Origin of the sequence: Lysinibacillus sp. UBA5994, assembly GCF_002429725.1 — a bacterium.
In the GTDB taxonomy this organism is placed as follows: Bacteria; Bacillota; Bacilli; order Bacillales_A; family Planococcaceae; genus Lysinibacillus; species Lysinibacillus capsici.
This window is the reverse complement of record NZ_DJAU01000002.1, coordinates 190,513-212,395: the sequence shown is the minus strand read 5'-3', so window position 1 is coordinate 212,395 and position 21,883 is coordinate 190,513. Positions and strand designations below refer to the sequence as shown.

Sequence of the window (21,883 nt, the reverse complement as noted above, 5' to 3'; positions counted from 1 at the left end):
AATTTATGACATGAGATAAAAAGACTCATTGTTTTTTAGATATATTTCTTATATAATATTACTGAATAACGATTCATTTTATACGATAAGGGGATGGTGTAATTGAATTTAGTTTCACGTGTTCGTCAACAGGCAACAGAACAACCTGAAAAAGTGGCGTATCATTTTATGGGGAAAGATACGACTTACGGGGAATTTGAGCATACAGTTGGCCGCTTTGCAAAGGGATTACAAGATTTAGGCGTTGAAAAAGGGGATCATGTGGCGTTTTTACTCGGCAACACGCCACACTACTTAATTGCCCTCTATGCAACAATGCGCTTAGGGGCAACAGCAATACCTGTTAATCCAATCTATACACCGGATGAAATTTCTTACATTTTGCATAATGGAGATGTAAAAGCAGTCATTGCTCTGGATATGTTGCTGCCATTGGTTGAAAAAGGTGTACAAGCATTTCCACAGGTAAAAACATTTATAGTTTGTGAAACCACACCAGATATAGCGGAAAAAGTGGCAGCTTTATCACCACAAGCACAAGAAAAAACACATTTATTTACACATGTAATCGCCAAAACCACTCAATCTTTACAACCTGTTGAAGTTGCAGAGGATGACAATGCTATTATTTTATATACTTCAGGAACTACAGGTAGTCCAAAGGGAGCCATGCTGACACATGGCAATGTGTACTCAAATGCACGTGATGTTGCGCATTATTTAGGCATTAATGCAGAGGACCGTGTTATTGCGACACTACCTGTATTCCATGTATTTGCCTTAACGGTAGTGGTGAATGCGCCTTTATTAAGTGGGGCAACAGTTTTACTTGCACCACGCTTTAGCCCTAGCGAAATTTTTGCTTTAGCACGAGAGCAAAAAGCAACGGTATTTGCTGGTGTTCCTACTATGTATAATTTCTTGTACCAATTACCTGAGGGCAATCCTGAAGATTTCTCGACAATTCGTTTAGCTATTTCAGGTGGTGCCTCCTTGCCTGTTGCGCTACTACATAATTTCGAACAGAAATTTAATGTGCGTGTGTCAGAGGGCTATGGCTTATCCGAAGCTTCACCCGTGACATGTTTTAACCCATTAGATCGTGATCGTAAAGCTGGCTCTATTGGAACATCCATTAGCAATGTCGAGAATAGAGTTGTTGATGTTAATGGTCAGGAAGTACCTGTGGGCGAAGTTGGAGAGCTAATTGTACGTGGTCCAAATGTGATGAAGGGATACTATAAAATGCCTGAAGAAACGGCGATGGCGATTCGTGACGGCTGGCTCTATACAGGAGATTTAGCAAAGGTAGATGAAGAAGGGTATTTTTACATTGTCGATCGTAAAAAGGATATGATTATTGTAGGGGGCTTTAATGTTTATCCTCGGGAAGTGGAGGAAGTGCTGTTTGCCCATAATAATATTGTAGAGGCAGCGGTGGTAGGCTTCCCAGACCCTAACTTAGGGGAAGCTGTACATGCCTACGTTGTGTTGAAAGAAGTGGCTGCTACTACAACAGACGATCTACTATCCTATTGTGCTAAACATATGGTGAAGTATAAGGTTCCGAAAGTAATTGAAATACTGGATGAACTACCAAAAAACACAACAGGAAAAATACTAAGACGCTCATTAAAAGAAAAAGTTTAAACGAGAAAAGCTACTATTGAAAAATGGTAGCTCTTTTTTTGTACATTATTCGTATAATAGTAAAATCAGTTGAGAGTAGATGTCTGTAAGTGATAAAATCAAACTTGTGAAATCTTCTACATACTTTTCAAGAGCTTGTCATATAGTGAGGAAGTAATGTAAAAAGACGTACAAAACTGGAACCCTTTGAGGTGAAGCCACGTCAAAGCTTTTAGGTAAAAATACTATTGAAAGAGAGCATACAAAAACATGTTAGAACTCATTAAGGAGTTAATAAGTTTTATTGTGCATATCGATGTGCATTTAGAAGAAATTATTCGTGATTTTGGCAATTGGAGCTATCTTATTTTATTTGCGATTGTTTTTGTAGAAACAGGGGTTGTTATTTTCCCATTCTTACCTGGTGATTCCTTGTTATTTGCAAGTGGAACATTAGCTGCGGCAATGGGCGCATTCGATATGTGGATTTTAATCCCTGTATTTTTAGCAGCAGCTATTTTGGGAGATACGATGAACTATCATATTGGACATAAGGTAGGGACATCTATTCCGCCAAAGAGCCTCCTCGGTAGAGTTGTTAAGAAAGAGCGTATGGAAGCAGCTGAAAAATTCTTTAATACACATGGTGGGAAAACGATCGTAATCGCACGTTTCATGCCATTTATTCGTACATTTATCCCGTTTGTGGCGGGTGCAAGTAAAATGAAATATAGTTATTTCTTATTTTATAATATTTTTGGTGCAATTTTATGGGTATTCAGTTGTACGTTATTAGGTTACTTCTTTGGGAATATTCCAATTATTAAAGATAACTTCTCTGTTGTACTGATTTTGATTATCTTTATATCAGTTGTGCCTGCAGTGATCGGTGCAATTAAATCCAAAGTGGGTAAATAATATGGACAGTCCTTAAGTGATTCATCATCACAGGGACTGTCCTTTCTTTATTATTTGCTGAAAAAGCCAAGTTGGCATGTTAAGTTAGCTTGAAGTATAAGCATCAGGTCGTAAAAAATGTTATACTATAAATTACTAGAAAATGGAGAAATGGGGGACAATGGAATGGAAGTATTCATTGGCAGACAGCCTATATTTAATCTTCATGAGCAAGTCGTTGCATATGAATTGTTATACCGTAGCAAAAATGTAAATGCCTTTCCAATGGTCGATTCAGATGCAGCAACGATTGATGTACTTGTGAACTCATTTCTTTCAATTGGTTTTGAAGAGGTAACGAAAGGTAAGCCTGGCTTTGTTAATTTTACTGAAAACTTATTGATGAGCTCTATACATGAATTTTTAAATCCCTCACAGGTAGTGATTGAGATATTAGAGGATGTTCCACTTACCTCTCAATTAGTGGAGCGTGTAATTGAGCTAAAAAAACAGGGGTTTCAAATTGCCTTGGATGATTTTATGATGGATGATCAGGTGGAAGTTTATGATGAATTATTTGAACAAATTGATTATATTAAGGTGGATTTTTTAGCTTCTTCCATCGTAAAAAGAATGGAAATCGAAAATAAAGTTAAGGAGAAATTTCCACATATTCATTTGCTCGCTGAAAAGGTAGAGACGCGTCATCAATTTGAAGTCGCTAAATCCTCAGGCTATGTGTTATTTCAAGGTTATTTTTTTGAACAACCGCAAATAATACGAGCAACAGACATTCCAGCAAATGCGATTCAATATATTCACATTATCTCTTTACTAAAAGAGGAAGAACCAAATATTCATTTGTTAGCGGAAAATATTGAACGTGATATTTCATTGACATACAAATTATTGCAAATGATTAATAACTCATCTAAACGTTCTAAATCAAAAGTGCGCTCCATCAAGCAAGCGATTGTGTTATTGGGCGTATCCAATTTACGAAAATGGATTTATTTATTGGCCATGCGTGAAATTGATATTGATGCTGATTCTGATCTTTTTAAAGAAGTGATGTGTACGTCTTTATTCCGAGCTAAGGTTTGTGAAAAACTAGCTAAGCTTGCTTATAAAAAGAATTTCTCAGAATATTTTTTAGTCGGCATGTTTTCTCTAATTGATACATTACTTCAAAGACCGATGAATGTTATTTTACAGCAGCTACCATTCTCAGAGGCTATTACGAATACCATTTTAGGCTTTGAAACGGAAATGACCCCATATTTGGAGTTTAGTATTGCGTTAAGTAAACTTGATTGGCCACGATTAGAAGAGCTAGCTGTACAGTTGAATATTCAGTTAGTTGACATTGATCTTTTATATTATGAAGCCATCGAATGGGCAGAAAAATCATTTTAAACCAAATCAACAAAGCTATCTTATTGAATACTGTAAGATAGCTTATTTTATACCTTCCTCAATCTAGTATCCCTTCATCATGATGAAGTTCTCAATGCTAAAAGTATTTGCTATAATCATCTCGTCTTTAAAAAATTCTGATAGTTGAAGTGGGCGTGGGGAAATGAAACATGATGTGAGAGATAGCATTGTGGAGTATGTGTATGTCATTGTAGGAGCGGCAATAATTGCTATTGGTTTTAATGTCTTTTTATTACCAAATCAAGTCGCTTCAGGTGGGGTAAGTGGAATAAGTACGATTTTGCATGGTTTATTTGGTTGGAATCCGGGAATTGTTCAGTATGCATTTAACATTCCGCTTTTTATTGCTGGTGTTTTATTATTGGGCAAAAAATTTGGAATAAAATCCTTTATTGGGACAATTACATTACCTTTTATCGTCTTATTAACAAATAGCTGGGAGCCGTGGACTGATAATCCTTTATTGGGTGCTCTTTTTGGTGGAATTGTTGTTGGCCTAGGAATAGGACTGGTCTTTAAGGGGAATGCTTCAACTGGTGGCACTGATTTACTGGCGCAAATCATTACGAAGTTTACAGGATTGTCGCTTGGAACAAGTGTGCTGTTAATAGATGGCGTTATCGCAATTAGTGCAGCAATTGTTTTTGACTTAGAAAAAGGTTTGTATGCTCTGATTGGACTTTATGTTACCACAAAAACGATTGATATTATTCAGCTAGGTTTTAGTCAGTCTAAAATGGTCTATATCATTACATTGAAACAAGATGAGGTAAGGGAAGCCATTTATGCTGAAATTAATCGTGGTGTAACGAAGTTACCAGCAATTGGAGGGTATACAGGAGAAGCACGACCAGTTCTGATGGTTGTTGTTTATCAAACAGAATTCACAAAGCTGAAACAACTCATTAAAAGCGTTGACCCATCAGCGTTTGTTATCGTTTCTGATGCATATGAGGTATTAGGAGAAGGTTTCAAACGTGCATAATTTTGGTATAATGGCGGCGTAAGGTATTTATTATGAGGAGGGGTACTAATGAAAAAAGCAATGTTAACATTAGTGTTCGGATCAGCAATCTTCTTAGCAGCATGTGGCGGCGGAGATAAAACTGCATCAAATAATGGTAATGAGACTGCTACAGAGCCAGATGGCGAAGCAATAGCGATGAAATCTTGTGTTACTTGTCATGGTGGCGAGCTACAAGGTGCAAATGGTCCAGCATTAAATGATGTAGGTTCACGTTTGTCTGAATCAGAAATTTTAGATATTATAAATAATGGTAAAAACGGCATGCCTGCAGGATTAGTAAAAGGTGCAGATGCTGAAGCTGTTGCTAAATGGTTAGCAACTCAAAAATAATTGCTTTTTAAAAACTAGCGGGCTGGAGAGCCGCTAGTTTTTTTAGTGCAAGTAAACGCTGTATTGAGAGTAAATACATTTCTTTTACACATAGACATGCTAAAATAAGATGAACCTTATCCATTGATTGGAGGCTTTTTCATTGGTCGTAGTATTAACAAGAGATGTTATGGAGAAATTTAAATTAGAGTTATTAGCTGGTGAAGAAGGAATAGGCAGGACAATTGTGACAAGTGATATCTCAAGACCAGGGCTTGAGATGGCAGGATACTTTACTCATTATCCAGCAAATCGTGTACAATTGCTTGGCAAGACTGAACTTTCCTTTTTTGAAATGCTCCCAGCGGATGTTAAGCTTGAGCGTATGCGTTTACTTTGTTCACAGGATACACCTGCTATTATTATTTCTAGAGATTTAGAAGTACCAGAGGAGCTTATTCAGGCCTCAAACGAAAAGCATGTACCTGTGTTTAAAACACATATGACAACAACCAAATTTTCGAGTAGATTGACGAACTACTTAGAGGGGCGCTTAGCTCCAATGACAGCAGCACATGGTGTACTTGTCGATGTGTATGGCATTGGAGTGCTTATAATCGGTAAAAGCGGCGTAGGTAAAAGTGAAACAGCACTTGAGCTTGTAAAAAAGGGTCATCGTTTAGTTGCTGATGATTGTGTTGAAATTCGTCAAGAATCAGAAAACCTATTAATTGGAAGCCCTCCACCTTTGTTAGAGCACTTATTGGAAATACGAGGCATCGGCATTATTGACATTATGACACTCTTTGGTGCAAGTGCAGTACGCCCCTATAAACGTATTACCCTCATCATTGAGCTCGAAATATGGGATCCACAAAAAGTTTATGATCGATTGGGCTTAGAAGAAGAAAAAATGAAAATAATTGACACGGAACTAACAAAACTAACAATTCCAGTAAGACCTGGACGCAATGTCTCCGTTATTATTGAAGTGGCAGCGATGAACTATCGTTTAAAGAAAATGGGCGTCAATGCGGCAGAGGAATTTTCAAGACGTTTAGATGAAGTGATTTCATCAAATGATGTGTTAGACGATTAAAAAGCGAACAACATTGTTCATGACATATTGAGAGGAGTAGAAGATGGATTTATTACTATTGCAAATTGACCCGATTGCCTTTCATTTAGGACCAATTCCAGTTCGTTGGTATGGATTGCTGATTGTGTCGGGAATCATTTTAGCTTATGTTGTTGGGCAAAGAGAGGCCGTTAAGCGAGGTCTGCCTGAAGACTTTCTTGCAGATTTATTATTATGGGCAGTTCCTATATCCATTATCTGTGCACGTATTTACTATGTGTCAATGCGATGGGATTACTATAGCGAAAATCCAGGCAAAATCATAGAGATATGGAATGGTGGTATTGCCATCCATGGTGCACTCATCGGGGCATTTGTCACAGCTTACATATATACTCGTATAAAAAATGTAAGCTTTTTACGAGTAGCAGATATTGCAGCACCTAGTATTTTAATCGGCCAGATTATTGGTCGATGGGGCAACTTTATGAACCAAGAGGCCTATGGTGGCGAGGTATCGAAAGCATTTTTAGAAAACCTAATGCTACCAGACTGGATTATTAATCAAATGTATATTGAAGAATTAGGTTCATATGTTCATCCCACTTTTTTATATGAATCGATTTGGAACCTAATTGGGCTTATTATTCTATTAGTTTTGCGTAAAGTGAACTTACATCGTGGAGAAATATTCTTTAGCTATTTAATTTGGTATTCAATTGGTCGTTTCTATATCGAAGGAATGCGCACAGATAGCCTTTACTTAGTGGGAGATTTACGTTCAGCACAGGTTGTATCCATTATCGGTATTGTAGTTGGTCTAGGTGCAATTATTTATCGTAGAATAAAGGTGAAACCAGCCGTAAAATACTTGGATAATAAATAAGGGGTTGTAAAAGATGGCTGTTAAGGCACTACTATTTGATTTCGATGGGACTTTACTAAATACAAATGATTTAATCATTCAAACATTTATGCATGTATTAAATGAGCGATTTCCCGGGCAATATTCGCCAAAAGATTGCCTGAAATTCATTGGTCCATCATTGAAACAGACATTTAATGACATTGCACCAGGTGAAGAAGACGATTTGATAGAGATGTATCGCGCTTGGAATATTGCACACCATGATGACCTAGTCAGCCAATATCCTGATGTTGTGTCAACTCTAGAGCAGTTAAAAGCTCAAGGTATAAAATTGGCTATTGTTTCGACGAAACGTAATGAGACCATCGATCGTGGACTTGCTATTCTTGGTGCAACGCATCTATTTGATGTGCGTATTGGTACAGATGATGTGAACAATGTGAAGCCTGATCCAGAGCCAGTATTGCTTGCGTTGGAACGATTAGGGATAGAAAAAGACTATGCGATTATGATTGGTGATAATTCGCACGATATTGAAGCTGGACATCGTGCTGGTGTAAGAGCAGCGGGTGTTGCTTGGGCAATTAAGGGAGAGGCTTACTTACAGCAGTATCAACCAGAATATATGTTGCAGCATATGTCAGATTTATTTGATATTGTGAAAGAGGGGTAAGGTAGATGGCGCGTAAGACAGAACGTTACCGTGTCGAAGGAGCCAATTCACTTTGGAATATATATGACACGGTGTCCTTTTGGAAGGTGATGAAGTGTTTCATTGTCATTCAAGTTGGACGCTTCACACCATTTTTACGTGTGAAAAACTGGCTATATCGTACTTTTTTAAACATGACTATTGGTAAGCAAACGTCATTAGCCTTAATGGTCATGCCAGATACCATGTTTCCTGAACGTATTTTCATTGGAGACAATACTGTGATTGGTTTTAATACTACCATTTTAGCGCATGAATATTTAATAGAGGAATATCGCTTAGGTGATGTTCATATCGGAAAAGAAGTAATGATAGGGGCAAATACAACTATTTTACCAGGTGTAACAATTGGTGATGGTGCCATTGTTTCAGCTGCCACTCTTGTACATAAGGATGTGCCAGCAGGCTGTTTAGCAGGGGGTAATCCAATGCGAATAATATATACTGCTGAACAAATGGCTGAGCGCAAACGTAATGAGGCTGTAGAGTGGTGTACACCAAAGAAATAATAAAAACTCACGTAGTATAGTGATATACTTCGTGAGTTTTTTGCATAAAAAGCTACTCCCAAAAACACTAGTTTTTGGAGTAGCTTTTACTGTTTAAGCATGAGCTGCGTCATAATCTGATTTGAATTCACAAGTGTCATGATCACCTAAGCAAGTTGTTTCAACAAAAGTTGATTTAATTGCAGTCCCATCAATGTCTTCAATTGTGTGAAGTGTTACCTTGTCACCAGGATAAAACTCGCCTTTACAAATACTAACGATCATTTGCTCACTAATTTGTACGAATGGACATGCCATAATAAATCCCTCCAATGCGTAGTGTATGTGGTTCTTTTTGTTATTAATGCTATTCTATATTAAGTTTTTTGAAATGTAAAAAGTAAAATAGAATGAGAGTAATAATCAATAAATGTATTGATATAAAAGTATTATTGATGATAATGAGATTGAGAATCATTTTAAGTGATTGGCTAAAAATAATTATATAGATATAATTATTGGATTTCGATATTGAGAATACTCTATTGAAAACTCTTTATTTTTATCAATGATTTGTTAAGAGAGAATCATTATCAATTTTTAGCGAATACTTAAAGTGATTAAAAATTGGTTTGTCACAATTTAGACATATTCTCATTGTCACTAAAGTATTTTGTCAAATTATAAGTAAAATGAGTCATGCTTTTTTTGGAAGTCTTTGCAATTCAATGTGTATAATTAACAGAATAATAAGTATTTAAAGATTTCGATAATTAATAAGGATATCGTTGACTGTATTAATGAAATAAGTTAAAATTCTTTCATAATCTAATTCTCTAATACTCTAGTGAATTAAAGTGAAATGTGAGGAAGTGTCCATATGTCGTCGATAAAAATGTTTGAAAAGCCACTTGGAATGCGCGATACATTCCCGCAAATCTATGAGAAAGTTGAAGCAGTTAGACATGCGGGCAGAGACTTTTTATATAAAAGAGGTTATGAGTTTATTAAAACGCCTGCGGTGGAGTATTTCGATACAGTAGGGAAGGCTTCAGCGATTGCTGATGCTCATTTATTTAAGCTAGTGGATAGCCAAGGAAATACGTTAGTGCTGCGACCTGACATGACTACACCGATTGCTCGAGTAGCTACATCGAAACTATTAAAGGAAATGATCCCACTACGTCTTGCCTATTTTGCAAGCGTTTTTCGGGCTCAGGAAGCAGAGGGAGGCAGGCCTGCTGAGTTTGATCAAATGGGGATTGAGTTAATAGGTGATCAATCAGTTTTTGCCGATGCAGAAGTCATTGTAACGGCAATGGAGCTATTAAAGCATTTTAAATTGGAAGAGTTTAAAATCACAATTGGACATGCTGGTATATTAAATTGCATTTTACAAGATTACACAGAGAGTATCGAACAGCAAACAACGCTTAGAACATTGCTTGTCCAACGAAATTACGTAGGGTTTGAAGAAGCAGTAGAGTCATTTGATCTGCCTAAAGCTAAATCCGATGCCCTCTTACAATTTATTGAAGAAGCCATGAATGTCAGAGATATACGAGATATTGAAAAATATGTCCGCAAAAATGATGCATTAGAATATATGCAACAACTTGCTCAACTACTTGAAATGGCTGATTTAGCTGATTATGTAGCTTTCGATTTCACACTTTCGAGTCATATGAGTTATTACACGGGTATGCTATTTGAAGTATTTGCTGTGGGAAGTGGCTTTTTATTAGGAAATGGTGGTCGTTATGATGGCTTGTTAGAAGTTTTTGGTTCAAAGGTTGGTGCTACAGGATTTAGTATTCGTGTGGATCGTTTATTAGAAACATTAAACGGGCAATCAGTGAAACGACAGGAAGCAACAGTTGTTCTTTTTGAAGAAGAACAATTTGAGGAAGCTTTACTAAAGGTTAAAAATTTACGAGCAGCAGGAAAATTAGCTACTTTGCAGTTACGTAGTAGTCTAGTCGATGAGGCGGCCTTTTTAGCATACTTTACAGAAGTGGTGGTAGTTGGACAGGAGGAAGTTGGCGGTGAATGAATTAACGATTGCAATGCCCAAAGGAAGAATCTTTGAAGAGGCATATCAAATGTTGTTAGAGGCAGGTTTTAATTTACCAGAAGAAGTAGAAATGTCACGTAAATTAATGATTGAAATACCAGAGGAAAAAATTCGCTTTATTTTATCAAAGCCAATGGATGTTCCTGTCTATGTTGAACATGGTGTTGCTGATATTGGTATTGCTGGTAAGGATGTTTTGTTAGAGCAACAGCGAGAAGTGCACGAATTACTTGATTTGAAAATTAGTAATTGCTATATCGCTTCTGCAGGCCTACCAAACACCTCCATGAATGAGATTGCGCCTAGAATTGCTACGAAATATCCGAATATTGCCATGAAGTACTACAAAGGCATTGGAGAGCAAGTGGAAATTATCGAGCTCAACGGTTCTATTGAATTAGCACCAATGATTGGCTTAGCTGATCGAATTGTCGATATTGTTTCTACAGGTCGTACATTAAAAGAGAACGGCTTAGTAGAATATGAATTTATTACTGCTGTCTCTTCTCGATTAATTGCAAACCCTGTAAGTTATCGTATGAAAGGTGAGCGTATTATTGATCTTGTGAGGCGGTTAAAGAAATGTGTAAATGAGCAGAAAAAGTAATCATTTGTAGCTACATATGAAGGACTAAAGGGGATTAATCCTATGAAAATAACAAAGCTTGAAAAAGGCATTTCCTTAAAAAGACCACTTGAAGGAGGAAATGAAGAACAAATAAAAGTTGTACGACAAGTGCTTTCGGATGTTAAGACACAGGGAGATGCGGCTTTACGCACCTATACTGAGCGATGGGATGGCTATGTCCCTAAAAATTTACGTGTCTCTGAAGAAGAAATACAAGAAGCAGTAAGTGAACTCGATCCTCAACTATATAAGGACTTAGCGGAAGCAGCAGAAAATATTCGTTTTTATCATGAACAACAGATACGTTCAGGGTATCACCTAGAACTGGGAGATGGTTCTTGGTTAGGCCAACGGGTAACAGCTTTAGATGCAGTAGGACTATATGTTCCAGGGGGTACAGCAGCCTACCCTTCATCAGTCTTGATGAATGTAATACCAGCGCAGGTTGCAGGGGTGAAACGTATTGTTATTACTTCACCTGCAGGGCCAAATGGGAAACTACCAGCAGGTGTACTTGTGGCGGCTCACCTTTTAGGGATTGATGAGATTTATAAAGTTGGTGGGGCACAAGCAATAGCTGCACTTGCCTATGGCACGGAAACAATTCCCCCAGTCGATAAAATAACAGGTCCAGGAAATATTTATGTGGCACTTGCCAAACGAGAGGTATTTGGAGAAGTAGCCATTGATATGATTGCGGGACCGAGTGAAATTGCTGTGCTGGCTGATGACACAGCCTATCCTGATGAAATTGCTGCAGACCTTTTATCTCAAGCAGAGCATGATCCACTAGCTTGTGCAATTCTTGTCACAACCTCAGAGCAATTAGCCAAAAAAGTGGCTGAGGAAGTAGAGAAGCAGCTGCTGAACTTACCGCGTCAAGAAGTAGCTCGTGCTTCCATAGAGAAATTTGGGGTGATTTATGTAGCTGAAACATTGGCAGATGCAGTGGAAGCCATTAATTCATTAGCACCGGAGCATTTAGAAATTGTGATGGAAAATGCGGAGGCGTTAGTTGAGCAAATAAGACATGCTGGTGGTATTTTTATAGGTCGGTATAGTTCTGAGCCAGTTGGTGATTATTTTGCAGGGACCAATCATGTACTTCCAACTAATAGTACGGCTCGTTTTGCAAGTGGCTTAAATGTTGATGATTTTGTGAAAAAATCAAGTATTGTTTACTATAGTGAAAAAACCTGGAGAGACAACGCACCAAAAATTGCACGTTTAGCGCGTATGGAAGGCTTAGAGGGCCATGCTCGTGCAGTGGAATCACGTGGATGGGAGAAGGAATAGGACGATGACAGAAAAGAAACGATATGCAAAGATAGAGCGTACAACGAATGAAACGCAAATTTCTGTAGCAATTGATTTAGATGGTGAAGGCAAGGCAGATATCCAAACAGGCGTGGGATTTATGGACCATATGCTTGACTTATTTATTAAGCATGGACTATTTAACGGCACAATACATGCAAATGGCGATACTTATATTGATGATCACCATACAACAGAGGACCTTGGTATTGTATTAGGACAGGCTGTTCGAGAAGCACTTGGTGATAAGAAAGGCATAAAACGCTATGGTAACGCCTTTGTACCGATGGATGACGCACTAGCTCAGGTAGTGGTCGATTGCTCGAATCGACCTCATCTAGAGTACCGTGTGCCAGCATTAAAAGAAAAAGTAGGAACGTTTGATACAGAATTAGTGCATGAATTTTTATGGAAATTTGCCCTTGAGGCAAGGATGAATGTTCATGTAATTGTACCTTATGGACAAAATACACATCACATTATTGAGGCAATTTTCAAAGCATTAGCACGTGCGATTGATGCCGCAGTGGAAATTGACCCGCGTGTTAAAGGCGTACCATCGACTAAGGGGCTGTTGACGTGAAAATAGGTGTCATTGATTATGGAATGGGTAATTTATTTAGTGTGGAGCAGGCATTAAAAAGGCTAGGCTGTGAAGTTATTATAACTGCTGATGAGAAGGCATTAGATACAGCTGACGCACTTTTATTACCAGGGGTGGGTGCATTCCCTGATGCCAGAAAGCGTTTAGCTGAAACAAACTTAGATCAATATTTACAGAAGGCACAAAGAGAAAACCGTCCACTTTTAGGAATTTGTCTAGGTATGCAATTATTATTCGAGCAAAGTGATGAAGTAACCCCAACAAAAGGGCTAGGGTTTTTCAAGGGGTGTATTAAACGCTTTAGTGGTAGCCAAGAGGGCCAAGCATACAGAGTACCACATATGGGGTGGAATGAACTAATTGTGACAAATCGTCCTGCATGGTTACACAATGAAGTATCAGCGAAGCATGTCTATTTTGTTCACTCCTTTTATGCAACAGATATCGTAGAATCAGAGCTTGTTGCCTATGCTGATTACTTCGGCATTCAAGTACCTGGTATTGTGATGAATGGTTCTGTGACTGGCATGCAATTTCACCCTGAAAAATCAGGGGAATTAGGTGTTTATTTATTAGAGCAATGGTTGGAAGGTGTGAAGGCATGCTAACAAAACGTATTATCCCATGTCTTGATGTGAAAGAAGGTCGTGTTGTAAAAGGTATACAATTTGTCTCTATCCGAGATGCAGGAGATCCCGTGGAGCTTGCGAAGTTCTATGATGAACAAGGAGCAGATGAGCTTGTATTTTTAGATATTTCTGCATCACATGAAGGTCGAGAAACGATGGTAGATGTCGTTCGTCAAACAGCGGCTACGCTTGCCATACCCTTTACTGTTGGCGGAGGTATTCGTACGTTGGATGATATGAAGCGTATTTTACGAGCAGGTGCTGATAAAGTTTCAGTGAATACATCCGCGCTGGAAAGACCTGCCCTTATACAGGAAGGCTCTGATTACTTTGGCGCACAATGCATTGTTGTAGCAATCGATGCTCGCTATAGTGAGGAAGATGGCACATGGATGGTTTATACACATGGTGGTCGCAACAAAACCCCTTGGTCAGCCATTGAGTGGGCCAAAGAGGCTGTACGCTTAGGAGCTGGTGAGATTTTATTAACAAGTATGAATCAAGATGGAGAAAAATCAGGCTTTGATTTAGCCTTAACCAAAGCAGTGCGTGAAGCTGTGACAGTCCCTGTGATTGCTAGTGGTGGAGCGGGACATGCCAAACATTTTTACGAAGTATTAGCACAAGAGGTAGATGCAGATGCTGCACTAGCAGCCTCTATCTTCCATTATAAAGAAACAAGTGTAGCGCAAGTAAAGGAATACTTACGTGAAAAAGGAGTGGCAGTAAGATGATAGAGAACATTCAATTTGATGAGAGAGGTCTTGTTACAGCTGTAGTACAAGATGCCAATACAAAAGAGGTATTAACAGTAGCTTACATGAATAAGGAGTCATTAGCTAAAACAATTGACTCAGGGGAAACTTGGTTTTATTCTCGTTCCCGTCAAGAGCTTTGGCATAAGGGAGCAACAAGTGGCCATACACAACAGGTGGTTTCAATCAAAGCGGATTGCGATCAAGATGCTTTAATAGTGGAGGTTCTACCGACAGGGCCAGCATGTCATAATGGGACAATTTCTTGCTTCACTGAGGTTATTCAGCAAAAAGAGAAGGTAGGCTCTGTGGACATCGTTTCTAAACTTGCTCGTGTCATCGAAAAGCGAGAGCAGGAAATGCCAGAAGGAGCGTACACTACATATTTATTTGATAAGGGCATTGATAAAATCTGTAAAAAGGTTGGGGAAGAAGCAACAGAGGTGGTCATTGGTGCCAAAAACCGAGATGCTGAGGAAGTAAAATGGGAGGCAGCTGATTTAATTTATCACCTACTCGTATTATTACAAGAACAAAAAGTAAGCATTTATGATGTTCTGCATGTGTTGGAAAAACGTCACGAGGAGAAATAACAGCATATTATTGATTGTGTGGTATAATAGGAGTTACTGTGTAAAGGAACGTAGAATACGTTCCTTATTTCTTGTTTCGGAGGAAATATATTGGAAAAGAAACGTCAAAATGAGACTCAATCGAATATAGTGTCGTTCATTCCAACAGGCGACTATTATTATAAGAAATCAATTCAAGCAATGAACAGTGGACAAATGAATAAAGCCTATAAATATTTACAGCGTGCGGTAGATTTAAGTCCCGACGATCCAATGATTATCTTGCAGTTAGCCATAGTAGAGTTAGAAGGTCAACGTTTTGAGGAAGCGTATGACCTACTTCGTCGCGCCTATCAAATTGATCCAGATAATCCAGAAATCATATTTTACATGGCAGAAGTATCAGGGTGTGTAGGCATCATGCATGATGCAAAACGCTTTGCAGAAGAATATTTAAAGCTAGAACCTGAGGGTGCTTATGCCGATGAAGCAGCAGAAATATTAGAGTTTGTCGCTTTTGAGCAAGATGATTTTGAAGAGCTTGAAGGCTCTGGTGAGGATTTATATCGTCAGGAGCAAGCTCGTCGTTGTATGGAAAAGGGAGATTTTCCTGAAGCTATTACTATTTTAGAAGATTTAATTGAAGATCGACCAGCATTTTGGTCAGCCTATAATAATCTAGCACTCGCTTATTTTTATGTTGGAGAAGAAGAGCAAGCAAAGGCTCTCTTGCATACAGTGCTACGTGAAAATAAGGGCAATCTACATGCATTATGCAATTTAACGGTAATTGCGTATTATGAAAAAAATGAAGATGATTTACAAGAACTGTTAAATGTTCTTGTTAAAATTCAACCCTATACTTGGGAGCATCGTTATAAACTTGGTGCTACCTTAGCCTTAATCAGCCAATATGAATTAGCCTATAAATGGTTGCGCAGCATGCAAAAGAGAGGCTATGTAGGAGATGCAGGATTTTACTTTTGGCTGTCACATGCTGCTTATTTCTCAGGACATGAGGAGATTTCGAAAAGTGCGTGGGATCAGCTTCTAGAGCTAGACCCAGACAAAGAGGGCTTCGAACCTTGGCGCCAACAAGAAAATGAATTTGGACTTGATGCATTGGAGCATGATCGTGATTTTATCGTTGAAAAATTAGAGAGCACTTATACGAGTGAGCGCATTTTTGGTTTATTTTTACTGAAAGGTACAGCGCATAAGCAAGAAATTATCGCCCATCCGAAATGGATTAATATTGAACAATTAGGCTCTTTTGAAAAATTGTTTTTAGCTTATGCACTTGGACATGAATTTGATAAGAAAAATAAAGTAGAAGCAAGCTTTTTACGATCAGTACAGGTCTCAGAAATTTTATTAGAACAATATGGAAAGCTATCATCATTAATTGTACCGCTGTTTCAAATGTGGTTTGTGCTATGTGAACAAGCTTTAATAGAAAATTATCGTTTTACAAATCCAACAGCAATTGCAGGAGCAAATGATTATTTATTCAGATCTTCACAAATGCTTAAAGTGACAAAAAAGGAAATTGCGCAGCAATATGGAGTTTCTGTATCTACTTTATCAAAGTATATTGACGAAATCTTAACGTTTTTGCCAAACAGTCATGATTAATGTGTGAGCAACATAGTTGAATAACTTTATACTTTCACATACGATGAACATACTAACGCTATCACCAATTTTTCCTTAGCGTCATTGATCTTCTTCTATAGATGACGTTATATGTATTGGTTGAATGAAGATAAAAAGTATTCTGTTTAGGGGGAAGTATTTATGTCGGAAGAAAAAATTTATGATGTAGTAATTATTGGTGCAGGTCCTGCTGGGATGACTGCTGCTGTTTATACATCTCGTGCAAATTTGTCTACTTTAATGATTGAACGTGGCATTCCTGGTGGACAAATGGCAAACACAGAAGAAGTAGAAAACTACCCAGGTTTTGAGACAATTTTAGGACCAGAGCTTTCTACAAAAATGTTTGAGCATGCTAAAAAATTTGGTGCTGAATATGCCTATGGTGATGTAACGGAAATCATCGATGGAGAAGAATATAAAACAATTAAATCAGGTGCAAAAGAATATAAAACACGTGCCATTATTATCACCACTGGTGCTGAGTATAAAAAAATGGGTGTGCCTGGTGAAAAAGAGCTTGGTGGCCGTGGTGTCAGCTACTGTGCAGTATGTGATGGAGCATTCTTTAAACAAAAAAATCTAGTTGTCGTAGGTGGCGGAGATTCAGCTGTTGAAGAGGGTGTTTATTTAACTCGCTTTGCTGATAAAGTGACAATTGTCCACCGTCGTGATAAATTACGTGCACAAAAAATTCTCCAAGATCGTGCCTTTGCCAATGAAAAAATTGATTTCATTTGGAATGCAACTGTAAAAGAAATTAATGAAGCGAATGGTAAAGTTGGCAGTGTAACACTACAATCAACTGTCGATGGTACAGAATCTGAATTTGCTACAGATGGTGTTTTCGTCTATATAGGTATGCTTCCGTTAACGAAACCATTTGAGTCATTAGGTATTTTAAATGAGGCTGGCTATATTTTGACAAATGAAACGATGGAAACAAAAATCCCAGGTATCTTTGCAGCTGGAGATGTTCGTGAAAAATCACTTCGTCAAATTGTAACAGCAACTGGTGACGGTAGTATTGCCGCGCAAGCTGTTCAACATTATGTAGAAGAGCTATTAGAGAAAATTAATGCCTAATAGGGCTATTTTAAGGAAAAAAATACAATTTTAATGTGGTTTTAATATTGCTGTAACTTGAATGACATATAAAAGGTGTATGATTAAAAATGTAATTAGCAATCCCCCTTTTATTTTGTTTAGTAGGTTGTTTCCGCCTCCAATAGGTGGGAGCAACCTACTTTTTTATGTGTAAAAAATCAAATAATAATATCACGATAAACGTAAATTTCGCCCAAGATGAAATGGTTATCTTTGAATAGAACTAAATTGTTAATTGTCTACGTACAAGAGTTGTAAATGAGGACAAAACTTACAAGGTCTTGTTATAATGAAGAGTAGAATGCAAAAGTGATTAGAGGTGTGCCTATGCAAAGAATTGCAAATTTAATTGCCGTAAAAGACGGTAAAGTATTATTACTTCAGAAACCAAGACGAGGCTGGTATGTAGCTCCAGGAGGGAAAATGGAGAGTGGCGAGTCAATCTTCGAGGCTGCTATTCGAGAGTTTCAAGAAGAGACAAACGTCATACCTTTACATGTTCATTTAAAGGGTGTTTATACGATGATCATTAAAGAAAACAATGACGTAGTGGATGAATGGATGCTCTATACATTTGTTGCAAAGGATGTAGATGGAGTACCATTCGAAGAAACAAGAGAAGGCAAACTTGCATGGCACCCAGTAGAGGATTTAGCACATTTGCCAATGGCTGAAGGAGATCGAACTAATTTACAATTTGCTGTTTCGCAATCAGGCATTCAGTATGGCACGTTTGACTATACAACGAATTTTGAATTACTTCATCAGAAAATACAAATTTCAAAAGAACAATAAAGGAGTTGCATGACAGTGGTGGTTGAAGGCCAACAAAGTACACATGAATTGGTTATTATTACAGGAATGTCTGGGGCTGGGAAAACAGTAGCTATTCAAAGCTTTGAGGATTTAGGGTATTACTGTATTGATAATTTACCACCTGCGTTACTTACAACTTTTTTAACCTTATTAAGAGATTCTGGTAAAAACAGTACCCGAATTGCAGCAGTAATGGATATGCGCGGAGGAGACTTTTTTGATGCTCTAATTGGCGCATTAGACCATATACTAAAAGAAGGCGATATTGTTGCTCGTATTTTATTTTTAGATGCAGATGATGCCACATTAGTCAGACGGTATAAAGAAACGAGACGTGCACATCCATTAGCAGTGAATGGTTTACCTCTAGATGGAATTAAACAGGAACGAGTACTTTTATCTGAAGTAAAGGGTCGTGCCAATTTTGTTTATAACACATCTAACATGAAACCAAAGCAATTACGTGAAAAAATCGTAAAAGAATTTGCAAGTGAGGCAGATACTATTTTTACCGTTAACATTATGTCCTTTGGCTTTAAACATGGTATGCCGATTGATGCGGACTTAGTGTTTGATGTTCGTTTTCTTAAAAACCCATACTATGTGGAGGAGCTACGTCCAAAAACGGGTCTTCAAACAGAGGTATCTTCTTATGTGTTAGCGTTGGAAGATACGCAAATCCTTATACAAAAACTGACGGATTTATTAGACTTTATGATTCCTCTCTATCGACAAGAAGGTAAATCACAGCTTGTTATTGCTTTTGGTTGTACTGGGGGCCAGCATCGCTCCGTGACATTAGCAGAATTTTTTGGTGCATATTTTGCGGGCAAGGAAAATACGGTTATTACGCATCGTGATATTAATCGTAGAAAGGAATGAGTGAATGGGGAAAAAGCAAACAAAGCTTGTGGTAATTGGTGGTGGCACAGGGCTCTCCACGTTACTTCGCGGTCTGAAGCATCACCCATTTGATATTACTGCTATTGTAACAGTAGCAGATGATGGTGGATCTTCAGGTCGTTTACGTGATGATTACGATATCCCACCGCCTGGCGATGTACGTAATGTGATTGCAGCATTATCAGATATTGAGCCCCTTGTAGAGCAAATGTTTCAATACCGTTTTTCGGCATCTGAAGACTTACGAGGTCACTCCTTAGGGAATTTAATGCTTACAGCCCTTACTGATATTACTGGTGATTTCAATCATGCTATCAGTGAGATGGGAAAGGTTTTAAAAGTTCATGGTCGAGTTATTCCAGCAGCTAATAAAAAAATCACCTTACATGCTGTGCTTGAGGACGGTTCAATTATCGAGGGAGAATCAAAAATCCCGACAGCGACGAAACGCATTAATCGCGTTTTTTTAGTACCTGAAAATGTGCAACCGTTGCCAGAAGCTATTCGTGCAATACTTCGTGCAGACTATATTTTAATAGGACCAGGAAGCTTATATACAAGTATTATTCCGAATTTGCTTGTTAAGGAAATAGGTGAAGCAGTTGTTAAGGCTAAAGGAAGAAAAATATATGTTTGTAATTTAATGACACAAAAGGGTGAAACCATTTCCTATACAGCAGGCGATCATGTAACAGCCATACATAAGCATGTTGGCCATGATTTTATCGATTCCATTTTAGTAAATGATGAAGAACTCCCTAACCCTGTAAAAGAACTGTATAAAGAAGAAAGAGCGGAACCAGTAACATTTGACGTAGCAAAGCTTGAAAGTATGGGTTTAGAAGTTATCAAACGAGACATTGCTACAATTCGACCAGATGGAACGGTTCGACATAATGCTACAAATGTTGCAGAATGGCTGGTAGATTATGCTGATATTTACCATCAAAAAGTAAGAGGACCAATAATAGAAACATAATGGCTTTATTGTATATGGTAAGATGAACATATACATAGAAATCATGATTGAAAGGGGGGCGTGATATGTCTTTTGCTTCTGAAACAAAAAAAGAATTGACACAAATAGAAGCGGACAATCATTGTATGAAAGCAGAAGTTTCTGCCCTAATTCGTATGAATGGTTCATTATCCTTTGCAAATAAACAACTAAGCTTAGACGTGCAAACCGAAAACGCTGCAATTGCCAGAAGACTATATACGATTATGAAAAAATTGTATCCGTACAATGTTGAATTACTTGTTCGTAAGAAAATGCGATTGAAAAAAAATAATGTGTATATATGCCGTGTAAGAGAAGGAGCGCGTGAGCTATTAATTGATTTAGAAATCATCTCAGACGACTTTCAATTTAACCATACTATCTCAAGAAAGCTCATTCAAAAGAGCGGCCAAAAAAGAGCTTATTTAAGAGGAGCCTTTTTAGCAGGAGGTTCCGTCAATAATCCAGAAACATCGGCTTATCATTTAGAGGTTTATTCTTTATATAAAGAACATGGTGAGGCATTAATGGATTTGATGAATGAATTTGAACTCAATGCCAAAACAATTGAACGTAAAAAAGGCTTTGTAACTTACTTAAAAGAAGCAGAAAAAATTTCAGATTTCCTTAATATTGTTGGAGCGCATCAGGCTATGATGAAATTTGAAGATGTTCGGATTTTGCGAGATATGCGTAATAGTGTCAACCGTATTGTGAACTGTGAAACTGCCAATTTAAATAAAACCATTGGAGCAGCATTACGGCAGGTTGAGAATATTCGATTTATTGAAAATTCAATTGGTCTTGATCAACTACCGGAGAAGCTTCGTGAAATAGCACGTCTCCGTGTTGAATACCAAGATGTGACATTAAAAGAGCTTGGTGAAATGGTATCTAGTGGAACGGTTAGTAAATCAGGTGTTAACCATCGATTGAGAAAAATTGATGAGATTGCGGATGCATTAAGGCGTGGTGAAAAAATAGGTGGTTAAGTTATCATACTTTTCAGGTATGAATGTCATGCGTAATCGCTTATTGTTCTTTTGCAGTAAGTAAGGTAAGATAAAACTAATAGATGAACGGTAGTGAAGGGGAGTTTTGAGAATGATTGAGAGAAGAGTCCAGGTTAAATTAAAATTAGGACTACAAGCTAGACAAGCAGCACTATTTGTGCAAGAAGCAAATCGTTTTAGTGCTGATATCTTTCTAGAAAAAGATGAGAAAAAAGTAAATGCCAAATCCATTATGGGTGTTATGAGCTTAGCAGTTGCTAAAGGTACCGAAGTGACTTTAAGCAGTGAAGGTAACGATGCTGAGCAAGCGGTTACAGCATTGGCAACAATTATTGAAAATGAAGATTAACATTCATTAAATACA

24 protein-coding genes are annotated in these 21,883 nt (G+C 37.8%); 23 read left to right on the top strand and 1 reads right to left on the bottom strand.

The window, feature by feature from the left end; all coding sequences use genetic code 11:
* Positions 1–102: 102 nt before the first annotated feature.
* From B3D98_RS01335 to B3D98_RS01295, 9 genes are all read left to right on the top strand, one after another.
* Entirely contained in the window at positions 103–1,650 is a 1,548-nt protein-coding gene (locus tag B3D98_RS01335) for a fatty acid--CoA ligase family protein (protein WP_103118789.1), read from the top strand.
* A gap of 249 nt (positions 1,651–1,899) precedes the next feature.
* Complete coding sequence (locus B3D98_RS01330; RefSeq protein ID WP_048390828.1) at positions 1,900–2,547, top strand: VTT domain-containing protein; 648 nt, start codon at positions 1,900–1,902, stop codon at positions 2,545–2,547.
* A 117-nt stretch (positions 2,548–2,664) separates the two neighbouring features.
* Positions 2,665–3,942: an EAL and HDOD domain-containing protein gene (locus tag B3D98_RS01325; RefSeq protein WP_288579846.1), complete on the top strand. Its 1,278-nt coding sequence runs from the start codon at positions 2,665–2,667 to the stop codon at positions 3,940–3,942.
* A 163-nt stretch (positions 3,943–4,105) separates the two neighbouring features.
* Complete coding sequence (locus B3D98_RS01320; protein ID WP_004227970.1) at positions 4,106–4,948, top strand: YitT family protein; 843 nt, start codon at positions 4,106–4,108, stop codon at positions 4,946–4,948.
* 48 nt (positions 4,949–4,996) lie between these two features.
* Positions 4,997–5,320, top strand: a complete 324-nt coding sequence (gene cccB, locus B3D98_RS01315; RefSeq protein WP_048390832.1) for a cytochrome c551 — start codon at positions 4,997–4,999, stop codon at positions 5,318–5,320.
* A 142-nt stretch (positions 5,321–5,462) separates the two neighbouring features.
* Positions 5,463–6,398, top strand: coding sequence for an HPr(Ser) kinase/phosphatase (gene hprK, locus B3D98_RS01310; RefSeq protein ID WP_004227974.1), 936 nt, complete (start codon positions 5,463–5,465; stop codon positions 6,396–6,398).
* Positions 6,399–6,441: 43 nt separating this feature from the next.
* A complete protein-coding gene (gene lgt, locus B3D98_RS01305; protein ID WP_004227978.1) occupies positions 6,442–7,263 on the top strand; it encodes a prolipoprotein diacylglyceryl transferase in 822 nt (273 codons plus the stop codon).
* A gap of 13 nt (positions 7,264–7,276) precedes the next feature.
* The gene (gene ppaX, locus B3D98_RS01300; RefSeq protein WP_048390836.1) at positions 7,277–7,918 is read left to right on the top strand and encodes a pyrophosphatase PpaX; all 642 of its coding nucleotides are present in this window, start codon (positions 7,277–7,279) and stop codon (positions 7,916–7,918) included.
* Positions 7,919–7,923: 5 nt separating this feature from the next.
* The gene (locus B3D98_RS01295; RefSeq protein ID WP_048390838.1) at positions 7,924–8,466 is read left to right on the top strand and encodes an acyltransferase; all 543 of its coding nucleotides are present in this window, start codon (positions 7,924–7,926) and stop codon (positions 8,464–8,466) included.
* Positions 8,467–8,559: 93 nt separating this feature from the next.
* Here B3D98_RS01295 and B3D98_RS01290 read toward each other — a convergent pair whose 3' ends face one another.
* A complete protein-coding gene (locus B3D98_RS01290; protein ID WP_048390840.1) occupies positions 8,560–8,763 on the bottom strand; it encodes a hypothetical protein in 204 nt (67 codons plus the stop codon).
* A gap of 562 nt (positions 8,764–9,325) precedes the next feature.
* Between B3D98_RS01290 and B3D98_RS01285 the strand changes: the two genes are divergently transcribed.
* From B3D98_RS01285 to B3D98_RS01220, 14 genes are all read left to right on the top strand, one after another.
* Positions 9,326–10,498, top strand: coding sequence for an ATP phosphoribosyltransferase regulatory subunit (locus B3D98_RS01285; RefSeq protein WP_048390842.1), 1,173 nt, complete (start codon positions 9,326–9,328; stop codon positions 10,496–10,498).
* Positions 10,491–11,126, top strand: a complete 636-nt coding sequence (hisG, locus tag B3D98_RS01280) for an ATP phosphoribosyltransferase (protein ID WP_048390844.1) — start codon at positions 10,491–10,493, stop codon at positions 11,124–11,126. Before B3D98_RS01285 ends, hisG begins: the two co-directional genes overlap by 8 nt.
* Positions 11,127–11,168: 42 nt before the next feature.
* Positions 11,169–12,443: a histidinol dehydrogenase gene (gene hisD / locus B3D98_RS01275; RefSeq protein WP_103118787.1), complete on the top strand. Its 1,275-nt coding sequence runs from the start codon at positions 11,169–11,171 to the stop codon at positions 12,441–12,443.
* Between the two features lie 4 nt (positions 12,444–12,447).
* Positions 12,448–13,047 (top strand): imidazoleglycerol-phosphate dehydratase HisB, encoded by a 600-nt coding sequence (gene hisB / locus B3D98_RS01270; protein ID WP_004227994.1) that lies wholly within the window; start codon positions 12,448–12,450, stop codon positions 13,045–13,047.
* Entirely contained in the window at positions 13,044–13,676 is a 633-nt protein-coding gene (gene hisH, locus B3D98_RS01265; protein ID WP_048390850.1) for an imidazole glycerol phosphate synthase subunit HisH, read from the top strand. The genes hisB and hisH overlap by 4 nt, the downstream gene beginning before the upstream one ends.
* Complete coding sequence (gene hisF / locus B3D98_RS01260) at positions 13,670–14,431, top strand: imidazole glycerol phosphate synthase subunit HisF (RefSeq protein ID WP_288579837.1); 762 nt, start codon at positions 13,670–13,672, stop codon at positions 14,429–14,431. The genes hisH and hisF overlap by 7 nt, the downstream gene beginning before the upstream one ends.
* Positions 14,428–15,045, top strand: coding sequence for a bifunctional phosphoribosyl-AMP cyclohydrolase/phosphoribosyl-ATP diphosphatase HisIE (gene hisIE, locus B3D98_RS01255; RefSeq protein ID WP_048390853.1), 618 nt, complete (start codon positions 14,428–14,430; stop codon positions 15,043–15,045). Before hisF ends, hisIE begins: the two co-directional genes overlap by 4 nt.
* Positions 15,046–15,135: 90 nt before the next feature.
* Complete coding sequence (locus B3D98_RS01250) at positions 15,136–16,659, top strand: tetratricopeptide repeat protein (protein ID WP_048390855.1); 1,524 nt, start codon at positions 15,136–15,138, stop codon at positions 16,657–16,659.
* Between the two features lie 162 nt (positions 16,660–16,821).
* Complete coding sequence (gene trxB / locus B3D98_RS01245; RefSeq protein WP_054549567.1) at positions 16,822–17,766, top strand: thioredoxin-disulfide reductase; 945 nt, start codon at positions 16,822–16,824, stop codon at positions 17,764–17,766.
* A gap of 348 nt (positions 17,767–18,114) precedes the next feature.
* The gene (locus B3D98_RS01240; RefSeq protein ID WP_048390859.1) at positions 18,115–18,582 is read left to right on the top strand and encodes an NUDIX hydrolase; all 468 of its coding nucleotides are present in this window, start codon (positions 18,115–18,117) and stop codon (positions 18,580–18,582) included.
* A 9-nt stretch (positions 18,583–18,591) separates the two neighbouring features.
* Positions 18,592–19,485, top strand: coding sequence for an RNase adapter RapZ (rapZ, locus tag B3D98_RS01235; protein ID WP_054549566.1), 894 nt, complete (start codon positions 18,592–18,594; stop codon positions 19,483–19,485).
* A 4-nt stretch (positions 19,486–19,489) separates the two neighbouring features.
* Positions 19,490–20,485, top strand: coding sequence for a gluconeogenesis factor YvcK family protein (locus tag B3D98_RS01230; protein ID WP_054549565.1), 996 nt, complete (start codon positions 19,490–19,492; stop codon positions 20,483–20,485).
* Positions 20,486–20,550: 65 nt separating this feature from the next.
* Positions 20,551–21,498 carry a DNA-binding protein WhiA gene (gene whiA / locus B3D98_RS01225; protein WP_004228019.1) on the top strand — a complete coding sequence of 316 codons (948 nt, stop codon included), beginning with the start codon at positions 20,551–20,553 and terminating at the stop codon, positions 21,496–21,498.
* A gap of 112 nt (positions 21,499–21,610) precedes the next feature.
* The gene (locus B3D98_RS01220) at positions 21,611–21,868 is read left to right on the top strand and encodes an HPr family phosphocarrier protein (RefSeq protein WP_004228023.1); all 258 of its coding nucleotides are present in this window, start codon (positions 21,611–21,613) and stop codon (positions 21,866–21,868) included.
* Positions 21,869–21,883: the final 15 nt, after the last annotated feature.

What these genes read in the sequence shown, in the direction of transcription:
- B3D98_RS01330 (WP_048390828.1), top strand. Translation starts at nt 1,900, where the DNA reads ATGTTAGAACTCATTAAGGAGTTAATAAGTTTTATTGTGCATATCGAT.
- B3D98_RS01325 (WP_288579846.1), top strand. Translation starts at nt 2,665, where the DNA reads ATGTTATACTATAAATTACTAGAAAATGGAGAAATGGGGGACAATGGA.
- B3D98_RS01320 (WP_004227970.1), top strand. Translation starts at nt 4,106, where the DNA reads ATGAAACATGATGTGAGAGATAGCATTGTGGAGTATGTGTATGTCATT.
- cccB (WP_048390832.1), top strand. Translation starts at nt 4,997, where the DNA reads ATGAAAAAAGCAATGTTAACATTAGTGTTCGGATCAGCAATCTTCTTA.
- lgt (WP_004227978.1), top strand. Translation starts at nt 6,442, where the DNA reads ATGGATTTATTACTATTGCAAATTGACCCGATTGCCTTTCATTTAGGA.
- ppaX (WP_048390836.1), top strand. Translation starts at nt 7,277, where the DNA reads ATGGCTGTTAAGGCACTACTATTTGATTTCGATGGGACTTTACTAAAT.
- B3D98_RS01295 (WP_048390838.1), top strand. Translation starts at nt 7,924, where the DNA reads ATGGCGCGTAAGACAGAACGTTACCGTGTCGAAGGAGCCAATTCACTT.
- B3D98_RS01290 (WP_048390840.1), bottom strand. Translation starts at nt 8,763, where the DNA reads ATGGCATGTCCATTCGTACAAATTAGTGAGCAAATGATCGTTAGTATT.
- B3D98_RS01285 (WP_048390842.1), top strand. Translation starts at nt 9,326, where the DNA reads ATGTCGTCGATAAAAATGTTTGAAAAGCCACTTGGAATGCGCGATACA.
- hisD (WP_103118787.1), top strand. Translation starts at nt 11,169, where the DNA reads ATGAAAATAACAAAGCTTGAAAAAGGCATTTCCTTAAAAAGACCACTT.
- hisB (WP_004227994.1), top strand. Translation starts at nt 12,448, where the DNA reads ATGACAGAAAAGAAACGATATGCAAAGATAGAGCGTACAACGAATGAA.
- hisF (WP_288579837.1), top strand. Translation starts at nt 13,670, where the DNA reads ATGCTAACAAAACGTATTATCCCATGTCTTGATGTGAAAGAAGGTCGT.
- hisIE (WP_048390853.1), top strand. Translation starts at nt 14,428, where the DNA reads ATGATAGAGAACATTCAATTTGATGAGAGAGGTCTTGTTACAGCTGTA.
- trxB (WP_054549567.1), top strand. Translation starts at nt 16,822, where the DNA reads ATGTCGGAAGAAAAAATTTATGATGTAGTAATTATTGGTGCAGGTCCT.
- B3D98_RS01240 (WP_048390859.1), top strand. Translation starts at nt 18,115, where the DNA reads ATGCAAAGAATTGCAAATTTAATTGCCGTAAAAGACGGTAAAGTATTA.
- rapZ (WP_054549566.1), top strand. Translation starts at nt 18,592, where the DNA reads ATGACAGTGGTGGTTGAAGGCCAACAAAGTACACATGAATTGGTTATT.
- B3D98_RS01230 (WP_054549565.1), top strand. Translation starts at nt 19,490, where the DNA reads ATGGGGAAAAAGCAAACAAAGCTTGTGGTAATTGGTGGTGGCACAGGG.
- whiA (WP_004228019.1), top strand. Translation starts at nt 20,551, where the DNA reads ATGTCTTTTGCTTCTGAAACAAAAAAAGAATTGACACAAATAGAAGCG.
- B3D98_RS01220 (WP_004228023.1), top strand. Translation starts at nt 21,611, where the DNA reads ATGATTGAGAGAAGAGTCCAGGTTAAATTAAAATTAGGACTACAAGCT.